The 13,514-nt window shown below is 31.3% G+C and carries 8 protein-coding genes and 1 riboswitch; of the genes, 1 reads left to right on the plus strand and 7 read right to left on the minus strand.

Features of this window, described 5'->3' with window-relative positions; all coding sequences use genetic code 11:
- Window positions 1-56: 56 nt before the first annotated feature.
- The 3 genes from lysA to M2651_RS02485 all read right to left on the minus strand — a co-directional run bounded on the left by lysA (window position 57) and on the right by M2651_RS02485 (window position 4,249).
- On the minus strand, window positions 57-1,355 hold the full coding sequence (gene lysA, locus M2651_RS02475) for a diaminopimelate decarboxylase (protein WP_252130754.1): 1,299 nt from the start codon (window positions 1,353-1,355) through the stop codon (window positions 57-59).
- Between the two features lie 25 nt (window positions 1,356-1,380).
- A complete protein-coding gene (locus tag M2651_RS02480; protein WP_252130755.1) occupies window positions 1,381-2,580 on the minus strand; it encodes an aspartate kinase in 1,200 nt (399 codons plus the stop codon).
- Window positions 2,581-2,708: 128 nt separating this feature from the next.
- Window positions 2,709-2,881, minus strand: a riboswitch (Lysine riboswitch).
- Between the two features lie 66 nt (window positions 2,882-2,947).
- Window positions 2,948-4,249 (minus strand): M18 family aminopeptidase, encoded by a 1,302-nt coding sequence (locus M2651_RS02485; RefSeq protein WP_252130756.1) that lies wholly within the window; start codon window positions 4,247-4,249, stop codon window positions 2,948-2,950.
- A 287-nt stretch (window positions 4,250-4,536) separates the two neighbouring features.
- On the opposite strand from M2651_RS02485, the gene M2651_RS02490 reads away from it, so the two are divergent.
- Entirely contained in the window at window positions 4,537-5,721 is a 1,185-nt protein-coding gene (locus tag M2651_RS02490) for a cation diffusion facilitator family transporter (protein ID WP_252130757.1), read from the plus strand.
- 124 nt (window positions 5,722-5,845) lie between these two features.
- On the opposite strand, the gene M2651_RS02495 is transcribed toward M2651_RS02490, so the two are convergent.
- From M2651_RS02495 to M2651_RS02510, 4 genes are all read right to left on the minus strand, one after another.
- The gene (locus M2651_RS02495; RefSeq protein WP_252130758.1) at window positions 5,846-8,035 is read right to left on the minus strand and encodes an alpha-galactosidase; all 2,190 of its coding nucleotides are present in this window, start codon (window positions 8,033-8,035) and stop codon (window positions 5,846-5,848) included.
- Window positions 8,036-8,190: 155 nt separating this feature from the next.
- Window positions 8,191-10,017, minus strand: coding sequence for a sensor histidine kinase (locus M2651_RS02500; protein ID WP_252130759.1), 1,827 nt, complete (start codon window positions 10,015-10,017; stop codon window positions 8,191-8,193).
- The gene (locus M2651_RS02505) at window positions 10,014-11,624 is read right to left on the minus strand and encodes a response regulator transcription factor (protein WP_252130760.1); all 1,611 of its coding nucleotides are present in this window, start codon (window positions 11,622-11,624) and stop codon (window positions 10,014-10,016) included. The genes M2651_RS02500 and M2651_RS02505 overlap by 4 nt, the downstream gene beginning before the upstream one ends.
- Window positions 11,625-11,670: 46 nt before the next feature.
- Complete coding sequence (locus M2651_RS02510; protein ID WP_252130761.1) at window positions 11,671-13,401, minus strand: type 2 periplasmic-binding domain-containing protein; 1,731 nt, start codon at window positions 13,399-13,401, stop codon at window positions 11,671-11,673.
- Window positions 13,402-13,514: the final 113 nt, after the last annotated feature.

The raw sequence follows: 13,514 nt of genomic DNA on the forward strand, positions 1-13,514 counted from the left end.
AAATTTATAATAAAAAAAAGCAGAATTTGCATAGAATGCAAATTCTGCTTTTTTTATTATAAAGGCAGTTCATTACTAATTACATCTTCATAACTCTGTCTTCTGCAAACAAGCTTTGATTTACCATCTTTAACAAACACTACTGCAGCTCTTGGGATTTTATTGTAGTTACTGGACATAGAATAACCGTAAGCACCTGTAGAAAGTACTGCCAGAATATCTCCGCTCTGAGCTTTTGGTATTTGCACGTCATTTAAAAGTATATCCCCAGATTCACAGCATTTACCAGATATTGTTACAGTTTCTTCAGTTTTATCTTGAACTCTGTTTGCTATGACACACTCATACTCAGCCTTGTAAAGTGCTGGTCTTATGTTATCAGTCATACCGCCATCTACTGCTACATATTTTCTAACCTCTGGAATTTCTTTAATTGAACCTACAGTATATAGCGTTGTTCCTGCTTTACCTATAATAGACCTTCCTGGCTCTATAGTTAAGCTTGGCAGTTTTATATTCAGCTTTTCAGCCATTTTGTCAGCCTTATTTATTATGGCACTACAGAATTCTTCTATGGTTCTAGGCTTATCTCCACTTCTATAGTGTATTCCAAAACCTCCGCCTAAATCTAATTCTGTTATTTCATAATTTAATTGTTCCTTGATATTTGCAATTAAAGACATCATAACTTCTACTGCATCTTCATAAGGAGTTATATCAAATATTTGCGAGCCGATATGGCAGTGAAGTCCAACAAGCTCTATATTAGGAAGCTCTACAGCTTTTTTTACCGCATTAAGAGTATTATTGTTCAATATTGTAAAGCCGAATTTTGAATCAATCTGCCCTGTTTTGATATATTCGTGTGTATGTGCTTCAATACCTGGAGTAACTCTAAGAAGTATTTTTTGAACTTTGTTATAACTTTTAGCAATTTCATTTATCTTTTCAATCTCATAAAAGTTATCTACAACAAACTTGCCAACTCCACTCTTTATTCCCATATCTATTTCTTCCAAAGTCTTGTTATTTCCATGGAAATATACCTTTTCAAGGGGAAAGCCGCTCTTAATTGCAGTATAAAGCTCTCCGCCAGATACTACATCCAGGCAAAGACCTTCTTCGCTAATTAGCTGGCACATAGCAAGTGTTAAAAAAGCCTTGCCAGCATAAGCAACTCTGTTTCCTCTTTCCTGAACTTTAAAGGCTTTATAGTACCTGCTGCATTTTAATCTGACAAAAGCTTCATCAATAACATAAAGAGGAGTTCCGTATTCTTTTGCAAGTTCAGTAGTGCTTACACCGCCTATATAAAGTACATTGTCTTTAACCTTTGTAGTACCAAAAAATTCCATAATGCCACCTCTTTTTTTTAATAACCTATAGATTAAATTCCTCTGCTACTATATTAATTGCTTTAATCTTATCTTCCTGCTTTATTGCACAAGTAATTCTTATCTCTGATGTAGTAATCATTTTAACACAAATGTTATTATCACTGAAAAGCTTAAACATTCTAGCTGCTACACCAGAAGTTGTTTTCATTCCTATTCCAACTATTGAGAATTTTGTTATGTCTTCATCAATTTTTATATTTTCATCTTTTGCAAAATCTCTGGCTATACCTAAACATTCTTTTAAATCATCCTTAGGTATTGTAAAGGATATATTTACCTTTCCATTCATAGGTGCAGTCTGGCTGATAATATCCACATTTATCCTTCTGCTTGCAAGGCTCTCAAATAAATTTGAAAGTATATTTATATCACTATCTATGTCCACTATTGTAATAGCCACATCATCATCGCTAGTTGCTAGTCCTGTTACTGGTTTGCTTTCCATATTCATATTTTTTACCTCCCTAATTACAGTTCCTTTTATATCGCTTGTGCTTAATCCTACATATATAGGTGTTTTATATTTTTCACCAAGTTCTATAGATCTTGAATGCATAACCTGTGCTCCAAGGCTTGCAAGCTCAAGCATTTCCTCATAATCTATTTCATCAAGTTTTTTAGCCTTAGGATATTTTCTCGGGTCAACACTATATATTCCATCTACATCTGTATATATTTCACATATTCCATTTAACTTGACTGCTATTGCTACTGCAGTAGTATCAGAGCCCCCTCTTCCAAGGGTAGTTATATCTCCATCTTCATTTATCCCCTGGAATCCAGCTACTATAACTATCTTTCCTTCTTCAATACTTTCTTTTATTTTACTTCCATCAATATCATCTATAAGTGATTTACCATATTGCCCGGTAGTTCTGATTCCTATTTGATAAGCTGTATAACTTACAGCATCATGCCCCATCTCTTTAAGAGTCATTGCAAGAAGAGATGCTGAAATCATCTCACCTGTAGAAAGTAATGCATCCAGCTCTCTTTTATCTGGATTGTCTGAAATTTTCTTTGCAAGTGCTATTAAATCGTCTGTAGTATCTCCCATTGCAGATACTACAACTACCAGACTATCTCCATTATTTTTTCTTTTAATAATAGTTTCTGCTACTTTTTTTATTTTGTCAATTGTACCTACGGAGCTCCCGCCGTATTTTTGAACAACTATTGACATGTAAATTCGCCCCCTTTTATTGCTTATCAGCATATAAGAATTAATAATCCTTATGCATTTTATAAAAATAAATGCAGCAAAGGAACACCTTTGCTGCACTATAACACAAATGTATTATGCAACTTCGTGTACCTTGTAGCTCTCCACCATTTTCATGATGACAGCCTTGCGCATGTTTTACGCAAAGCCAGGAAAAATACCTGCAAAGCATATTTTCCTTCGGCCATAACTCCTTTTTCCATACATCATCGCATGCCTGCTTCTTATGGATACTATTAGTTACAGCACCTCTACCCTAGGTAAGCTTAAACACTTTATTAAGTTAAAGTAAGTTTATCATAAATTTTTAAATAATGCAATAGAATTTTTATAATTTATAAAATTCTTCAAAAGATTTGGCTGCATAACTATGATCTTTTACTCCTCCAAGTTCCCTTACTGAGTGCATAGCAAGTATAGGAGTCCCCATATCCACAGAGCGCACAGCTAAATGTGTAGAAGATATAGGTCCGATAGTTGAACCGCCTGGAGAATCTGAACGGTTAACAAATTTTTGTACAGGTACTCCAGCTATCTTACATACTTGTTCATAAACTGCTGCTGAATTACTGTCTGTTGTATAACTTTGGTTAGCTGCAAGCTTTATAACAGGTCCTTTATTTAAAATAGGTCTGTTTATCGGATCTGCCTTTTCACTAGCATTTGGATGAACAGCATGAGCTAAATCTGCTGAAATCATGAAACTTTTCGATACAGCTCTAAAAAAATCTTCTCTATCTCCACCTAGACTTATAACTATTCTCTCAATTATATTTGAAAGAATTTCTGAATCTGCCCCTTGTTTTGTTGAACTTCCAACTTCTTCATTATCAAAACATGCCATTATATTAGTACTCTTTGAAGTTCCTGCATTAATTAAAGCTGTAATTCCTGCATGAACCATTGCTAAATCATCAAGCCTTGAACTGCTTATAAACTCATTATTAAGTCCTATGATTTTTCCTTTTTCATACTCATATAAGAAAAGATCAAAATCTAAAATATCAGCTGCGTTAACCTTTAACTCATCTGCAACAGCATTTAGAAGATAGTTTCCTTTTTGAAGTTCCTCATTTATAAGAGACAGCAGCGGAAGTGTATCTCTCTGCCTGTTAAGTTCGTAACCTTTATTAACTTCTCTGTTCATATGTATTGAAATATTTGGAATTATCATTACAGGTCTATTTATATTTACTAGTTTAATTAAAGGATATAGTGGATTTTCACCCTTAAAAATTACCCTTCCTGCAACTGAAAGCGGCCTATCAAGCCAAGTATTTAAAATAGGACCTCCATAAACTTCTGTATTAAGCTTTACATAAGCATTCTCTGCTGTAATTTCTGGATCAGGCTTTATTCTAAAACCTGGGGAATCTGTATGTGCTCCAATTATTTTAAAGCCATTTTCTGTAGTATTTCCACTGCCTACTGCAAAAGCAAATATTGCTGAATTATTTTTAGTTACAAAGTATTTTGAGCCTTTTTTTAATTCCCATCTTTCTTCTTCCTTAAGCTCATTAAAACCGCTGTTTAAGAGAAGTTTTTTTACAGTTTCTACTGCATGAAAAGCTGTAGGACTTTTATATATAAAATCGATAAGCTCCTGTGCAAATTTAAGTTCTTCTGACATTTGTATCCCTCCTGTATTCCTTTTAAGCACATAAAGATTATCAATCTTTATGCCTCCTGTATTCCTTTTAAGCACATAAAGATTATCAATCTTTATGCCTCATGTATTCTTTTACGCCTCCAAATTTATACATAATACAATTACTAGAAGTAAATCATATTAACAGTATAACAAATAAATAGTTATAATTTCATAAATAGTTATAATTTCCATGTTTTTATTTATTTACTTGCATTATTGGTATTATGTGCTATATTAAAATTATTATTATTTTAAGGAGTGTTATTGTGTTATCTCAATTTTTAGTTTCACGTTTTATAAAAAATCATGAGAATACTAAAGATACTAAGGTTCGAGATTCTTATGGTTACCTTGGAGGAATAGTTGGTGTTTGTGTAAATGCTGTTCTATTTGCAATAAAGCTCTCTGTTGGTTTAATCTCTGACAGTATAGCTGTAATTGCTGATGCCTTTAATAATTTATCTGATGCAGCCTCTTCAATTATAACCATTGCAGGTTTTAAGCTGGCCAGCAAGCCTGCAGATGAGGAGCATCCCTTTGGTCATGGAAGAATTGAATATATCTCTGCACTTATAGTATCTTTCATGGTTATGCTTGTAGGCTTTCAATTTATTAAAGCTTCTTTTGACAGAATAGTCAATCCTTCACCAGTTACTTTTGAATTAATTCCTTTTATACTTCTTTTAGTATCTATAGCTGCAAAAATCTGGCTCAGCAGTTTTAATAAATTTATCGGTAAATCCATAAATTCAGATGCCCTTGAGGCTTCATCCTTAGATGCACTCGGAGATGTATTTACATCAAGCTGCGTTGCACTATCACTTTTAGTATCAAAATGGACTGCTTTTCCAATAGACGGTTACATAGGTATATTGGTAGCTTTATTTATTTTGTACTCTGGTTTTACACTAACAAGAGATACATTAAGTCCCCTTTTAGGAGAAGCTCCAGATGCTGAACTCGTTGAAAGTATAAAATCCGGAGTTTTAAGCTATGAACATATAAGCGGCGTACATGATTTAATAATACATAACTACGGACCGGGACGCTGTATGGCTTCTATCCACGCAGAAATTCCCTGCGATATTTCTGTTGTTACAATACATGAAATTATAGATAAAGCAGAAAGAGAGCTTTCAAAAAAGCTTAATATTTTTCTAGTTATACACATGGATCCAATAAATACAGACAGTAAGGAAGTTAACAAAGCAAGAGAGGAACTAGAAGGTATTATAAAAAATTTCCCATTAGTAAAATCCATGCATGATTTCAGAGTAGTAGGAGATGGAGAATACAAAAACTTAGTTTTTGACCTTGTAGTAGAGCATACTAAAGGTTTTAAACATGAGGACGAAGAAACTCTGAAAAAAAATATCAATAAAGAACTTAAAAAAATTCATCCCCTCTACAATGCACTGATAACTATAGATAGAGATTTTACTGTATTATAAAAAGTCCCTCTCACAAGGGACTTTTTTGCGTAAAAGGTTTATTTGTATTTGGGCAACCAATCTCCATGCACATTTTTTGCAAAAATAGTGCTGCCTGCACCTATAAAAGTAACCTTCTGCATTTTTATTCAGCTTTTATTTTCCATATGGCACTCTTATAATCTCCTTGAAGATCCGGCAAAGCAATCCCTATATTCATTAATTCATCTCCACCATATACTCCTTTTTTTCCTTCAACTATATAAGTTTTATCTGGATTTAAGCCTCTTAAAGTTAATCTTCTTACTGGAGCATCTGGTTCAGCAAGAATTCTAAAATATGCAACAAAAGCCTCTGTCTTATCTTCTGATACGTACATCCATGCAGTTTCATTTCCTTCAAATGGACTTAATAGTCTATACATATCACCAAATTGAATAAGTTCTCTTAATTCTTTATACCTAACAACCTGCTTCTTTACTTCTTCTTTTTCTTCTTCTGTAAACTTTGTAAGATCAAGCTCATATCCAAAATTTCCCGACATTGCCACATCTCCCCTCATCTTAAGAGAAGTATTTCTATGAACTTGATGATTAGGTACTGCTGAAACATGAGCTCCCATAGTGCTTGCTGGATATACAACACTTGTACCGTATTGTATTTTTAATCTTTCAACAGCATCAGTATCGTCACTAGTCCATATTTGCGGCATATAATAAAGTATACCTGCGTCGAAACGTCCACCTCCACCAGCACAGCCCTCAAATAACACATTTGGAAAAGCACTTGTTATAATTTCCATAACCTTATATAAACCAAGCATATATCTATGGGCAGTTTCCCTTTGTCTCTCAGGAGGCAGCAATGCTGATCCTATCTCTGTCATATTTCTGTTCATATCCCACTTAACATAGCTTATTGGTACAGTTCTTAATATATCTGATACAGATTTTATAATATAATTACAAACGTCCTCTCTTGATAAATCAAGAACTAATTGACTTCTTGCTGTTGAGCGTGATCTATTTGGGACATGAAGACACCAATCTGGATGCTTTCTATATAAATCACTATCTGGTGATACCATTTCCGGCTCAAACCATAAACCAAACTGCATATCTAAATCATTTATACGCTTTGCCAAATCTTTCAGTCCATTAGGCAGTTTATTTTTATCCGGCACCCAGTCTCCTAACGAACAATTATCATTATCTCTTTTTCCGAACCAGCCATCATCAAGAACAAAGAGCTCTATTCCAAGTTCTTTTGCTGTCTTTGCAATATTTTCAATCTTTTCTGCATTAAATTTAAAATAGGTAGCTTCCCAGTTATTTACCAACACAGGTCTTGTTTTATCTCTAAACTCTCCCCTGCAAAGTCTTGTACGATAAAGTTTATGATAAGTTCTTGACATTCCTCCTAAACCTTCATAAGAATATACCATAACAACTTCAGGAGTTTGAAAAGCTTGTCCTGGTTCTAAAAGCCACGAAAAATCAAATGGGTTTATCCCAATAGATATTCTAGTAGTTTTATACATATTAATCTCTGCTTGAGCTAAAAAATTTCCGCTATATACTAAATTAAACCCATAAACTTCTCCATGTTCCTCATTACAATCACTGCTTAATAGAGCAATAAATGGATTATGCTCATGACTGCTTGCCCCTCTTCTGCTGTCTATTTGATGAACTCCCGGCTTTAGTGCTTCTCTAACAATGTGTCTTTCTCTTGCCCAAGATCCAAATAAATGCATAAAATCAAAATCATCTCTTATAAAATCTACGCTCATACTTAATGCACGAAGCAGCTTTAAATTTTCTTGACCATAATTTATAAACCTAACACTCCTTGCTATTGCATTAAAATTTTCAAATACTGTATATGAAAGAATAACCTTTAATCCTATTAAAGAATCTACTAACTCTATTTCTAAAGTTTCAGCTTCATTATCATTTTCTACATAAGTAGCTGGGAGACCTTCTAACACCTTTTTTCCTTTAAAGATTCTATGTGATTCATATCTTAAATCTGTTATTGTACTTCCATTTTTCAACTGCAATTGATATGCAGGAGTTCGAAAATCTGTATTCCCATATGCAGGATATTCTTGAGGAAGAATATCTAATGAAAACACTTTATCATTAAGATCCGGATTTGCTGAAAAAGATGTTCTTCCTTTTAATATTATAAGTTCCTCTGAATTAATATTTTTTATCTTCCTGCCCCAATACAAGTGAGCAAGATACCCATCTCTATATACCTGCATAACATAACTTGTGTTTCCAGCCTGCAAATGAAAAACTTTATTAAATTCATTATACATTATTCCCATAAAAACTTCTTCCCTTCTTAAATGCGTAACATTATACTTTATTGTATCAATAATTAAATTATAGCGAATTTTAACTAAAACGTATACATTGAAATTCTATGAAAAATTATAAAATACTATAATCTTATAATAAAAAAGAAAGGTTAGAAAACAAACTAACCTTTTCCTAATGTAATAGAATCTGCTTCCTCTTTTTTTATTATTGGAAGTGTCATAACAATGGTAGTACCTTCCGAAGGAACACTTTTAACATTAGCTCCATAATTATCTCCAAAAAATAATTTTATTCTTTTTATCACATTTCTAAAACCATATCCTTTTTCTATATCTTTATACGATGTTATGCTGTTAAACATATCTACTGCATCTTTACTCATTCCTATTCCATCATCAGAAACCAATACTTCTATTTTATCTTCTTCATTATAAATACTAAGTACTATTGTACCGCTTTTTTTAGGCTTTATCCCATGAACTATAGCATTTTCAATTACAGGCTGAAGTAAAAGCTTTAATGTATATAAACTATATACTGTTTCATCTATATCAAAAATAACATCAATTTGAATACTATAAACGTATCTGATTAAATCTACATAAATTTTAACCATATCTACTTCTTCCTTAAAACTGCATAATGTTTTGCCTCGGCTTAAAATTCCCTTATAAAAGTTAGAAAGGCTGTCAGTTATATGAACTATTTCAAGCCTGCCTTCTTTTTTTGCCGTGTAACTTACCATTGCTAAAGTATTATACAAAAGATGCGGATTTATCTGCTCTTGAAGAAGCTCAAGTTTAACCCTATTTATCATTATTTGAGATTTGTATTCTGTTTCTATCAAATTATTAATTCTTTCCACCATTTTATCAAATGTTCTATCCAACTTTCCAAGCTCATCATTTCCTTTGAGTGATAAAGTTGTTTTTAAATTATTCTCACCAATCATATTAGCTTTCTTTACAAGTATTTTTATTCTTCTAGTAATAATATCAGACAGACTATATGCAATGGCTGCACAAAGCAATAACGCTAAAAGCATTAATACTGCATTTAAAATAATCATTGTTTGAGTCTTTCGGGTTATCTCCTCTATAGGCACAAGGTAAATTATTTTCCAGCCTGTGGTTCCAGACTTTAAAAAACCTACTAAAAAATTTTTATGGTTTAATGTAATACTACTTGTTCCCTCGGGCAAATTTATAAACTTTAACTTATCAAAATCATTATCTTTTTCTAAACCCTTCTCTTGAGTTCCTATTATATTATTGTTATTATCATCAACATAGTAAACCTTGTGGCTATTGCTGCCAACGATGGATTTTATGACATTGTTTATTCTTTGTACTGGTATAAACACTTGAAGCAGCCCTTTTGTTTCTGAACTATCGAAATTTACAAGCCTTCTGCTTAAAGACACATAAAACTCCCCATTAATAATTTCGTTACCTTTCCATTTAAAGGTTCTAGTTTCAACCTCAAAATCTTTATACCAATCTTCTTTTACTATATTTCTAAGTGGCTTAGTTTGACCTCCAAATGATGTAAAACTATCGTTATCTAAATATAACCTATAAAATATATTTCCTCCGTAATAGTAAGAATTTTTAAGTTCTGGATATTTATTATCATTTTCTATATAATCACATAAATACTTTATTTTTTTATCAATTTCAACAGCCTGTCCAATATTAAAAACAGGAGTTTTCATTATATATTGAAGCTCATCACTCATAAACACAAGATTAGTTCTATCCATATATATTTCAAAAAAATAGTCTAAACCATTATTTAACTGAATCATATTTTGCTCAATATTAGCTTTTTCACTTTCTATAAGATATTTTCTTGAAAAATATATTGAAATTACTCCAATTATCAATACAGTTAAAACTATAAGGGCAGAAAAAGCTAGTATTAATTTTCGAGTTAATGTTATATCATTAAGATAATCTATTATTTTATTTTTAAACCTATTCATCATGATTTATGCCTTTCCCTATATTCCTTTGGTGTCATTAAAGTAAATTTTTTAAACACACTGCAAAAATACGCTGTATTACTAAAGCCTAATGCCTCAGAAACACTATAAATTTTATTTCGTATATCTAAAAGCATATTTTTTGCTTTTTCTATTTTAAGCTTTGTAATATAATCAGCTATTGTTTCTCCTACTTCCTGTTTAAAGATGTAACTTAAATAATTAGGGCTATAATGAAGCTCATCTGCTATAGTTTCTATGGTTATACCCTTTGCAAAATTTCTATCTATAAATTTTTTAGCTTCTTCAACTACAATCTTATGTTTAGTTCTTGCTTTACTAGTAAAATAATTATTAGCATTTAAAAGCAAATTTTTAACCCATATTTTTAAATGTTCTATAGTCTCAAACTTTAACAGTTCCTCCCAAACTAGTTTTTCATCTTTAAATATACTATTTAAACTTTCATTATTTTCATTGAAAACAAATATTACAGATATAACAATTGAAAAACTAAGGTTTCTTAAATATCTTTCAGAGACTTTCTCAAATTCATTTATAAAAAGCTTATCAACATAGCTTATTATTTCCTCCTTATTTCCTGAGTTAATTAAAAACTTTATATCTTTTTGCATTGTATTTATATCTATATCATGACTATAGGTACTAGAAGGTATATCGCTTGATTTTAATACCTTGCCATTACCTAAAGTAAATTTATATCTCATTATATAAAGGCATTGCTGATATAAAGATTTCACATTCTCAACTTTTTCACATATATCACTACAAGAAATAGTCACACTTGTATCAGATATATTGAATACTTCTATAACATTTCTAGAAAACTTCAAAATTTCTTCCTGTATCTCGCTTTTATTATAACCGCTGACTAAATAAACAAAATGACAATCATCCAGCCTTACAATAGGATAATTCCCACAACTTCTGGAAATCTCCTTAAGCTTTTCATATACTTTAATAGTAAAAAACTGCCTTTGTTCAATAGACTTATTTTCAATAACTTTTTCATAGTTATCAATCTCTATATAAGCTAAAATAAAATTCCCACTAACAAATTTAACACCTAAATAATCCGCTTTATCCATTATATTCTGATCATTTATTGTGATGCCGTTAATAATTTCTCTAATAAAATTATTTATAAGCTGAGGCCTGCTGCTTTCAATTATCTGTTTAAGTTTCTCATATTCTTTCTTAAAACCTACTTCGTTTTTTATTTCTAAAATTATGCTGTTTAAAGCTTTTTCTAACTCCTCTTTATCTATAGGTTTTAGTATATAACCATAAGTATTTAAAAAAAGTGCTTTCCTTGCATACTCAAATTCATCATATAAAGAGCAAAAGATTATTTTTATATTAGGATATTTAAAATTCACATTCCTTGCCAGCTCTAATCCATTCATAAAAGGCATCTCAATGTCGCTTATAATTATATCTACTTTATTTTCTTCAAGAAACTCCATAACCTCAATTCCATTATCACACTCACCTGCAATATTAATCGGCATATCATGAAAAGAATAAAGTATATCTCTTATGTTTTTTCTATCTATTTGAAAGTCGTCTACTATAAGCAAATTAAACATTATATTTCCTCCAATTTTTTATTATTATGCCTCTTAACATAGGTAATTAATATATCCTGCCATATCTATTAAACCATTTAATCATATCTTCTCTTGCTTTATAATACCTGCCTTTATTAATAAATAAATCAAACTGCTCTTTCCAAGCTGTTTCAAATTCTTTTTCATCCTTTGCGCTAAGTATTTTGGCAATGCCAACATTTTGAAATTCAGCCCAAAAATAAGTAGAAGTAATAGAAGTATTCATACCTCCATCACCATATGAAGCAATTCCTTTTGTATCATATCCACCTAGAGCAATTTGTCTATTTGCCATATATTTGTCAATCTTCATATCATAATTTTTTCTGCTATCAAAAGGATTAAAATCTGCTAAAACTGGTGCACATACAGCTGCTTTTGATGTAAAAAAAGTCAATTCTGAAGAATTACCTACAGGAGCCCATAATCCATACTTTTCAGGGCTTTCTTCTCTACCATTCGTACCATTTATAAGTGATTCTGCTAATTCTTTATTTTTAAACTGCTTTTTTCCATCTTTTATTTCCCAAAGCCCGGCATTCTCTGGACCCCAAGTTAATATATCCAGTCCTTCATCAGAATAAAACCAATCAAAATATTCAATAAGTCTTTTTATGTCTTTAAAATCTTTTCTTATAAGATATCTGTAAAAACCCGGCTGTGCTATGTCGTAAAATCCTAAATCCTTGTTTTTCTTTGGTAAAGGTATAAACCTTATTTTATAATTTAAATCCACCTTGCTCATAGAATTAACCGCTCTATTAAAGTCCGGAATAATCATACCAGAACTTACCTTGCCTTGTTCTATTTTTTTCTGTAATTCCTCAGCACTTTGAAGAAGAAAGTTTTTATCAATAAGCTTCTCTCTATACATGGTCCAAAGCATTTTCATCCACTCTTTTGCCTCTGGAGTTCCTAAAAAACCTTCTATATTTCCATTTTTATCTATTCTCCAATGTCCATAATCAAACATGCTTCCAAGATGAAAAGTACTCCAATTTATACTAGAAAAAGGTACAACCTCTTTATTGCCTTCTTTTATATTTAACTCTTTAACCTTCCTTAAAAAATCTAAAAACTTATACGGTGTATCTATGGGTGGGTCAATATAATAAGACTCAAGCGGAGCTATTTTGCCTTTGTCCATATACTGCTTTGCTATATCATCTAACGGAGTAAATTTATATCCAAGCTTTTTAAGCACATCCTCCCTTACCCATAAAGAATGTAAATAAGGCAGACAATAAGGATTATCCTTATAACTATCATCTGAAGGATTAATTTTAACAACTGGTATCTGATACTTTTTATCATTGTTTGTGAATCTATACCACATATTTTCTGGGAAATATTTATTGAAGTTTTGCATATCTTTTATATAATCAGTTAAATCCGCAAATTTCCCAGTGGACACAGCATAATCTGCAATATCCTTAGCTGCTACAAGCACATCAGGTATATCGTTTGCAGCTATAAACATATTAAGCCTTTCCTTAGCTGAAATCTGATCATTAGGCTGTATTACTCTGTTTACATGTATATTGAACCTATTCTCAATATATTTAGTAACAACATCATTAGGATTTTCCACAGCCTTCTGTACTTTTGTTGATATACCAAAAAATATTGAATACTCCAAAAGCTCTTTGCTAGAAGGTGTTTCATTATTATTTTCATTTGTACACGACAAAAAGCTTGTCCCTGAAAATGCAATACAAATAACAATGCTTAGTTTTTTTAAAACCTTGCCTAACATCTTGTATACCTCTTAATATATATATTTTTAATGGCTTGAAAACATTTTTATTTAATTATAACATTTATTAGAATTTATATCTCTTATTTTTTACCAAAAATTATAAACAAAAA

The sequence above is a fragment of the Clostridium caldaquaticum genome (assembly GCF_023806125.1).
Taxonomy (GTDB): Bacteria; Bacillota; Clostridia; order Clostridiales; family Clostridiaceae; genus Clostridium_AT; species Clostridium_AT caldaquaticum.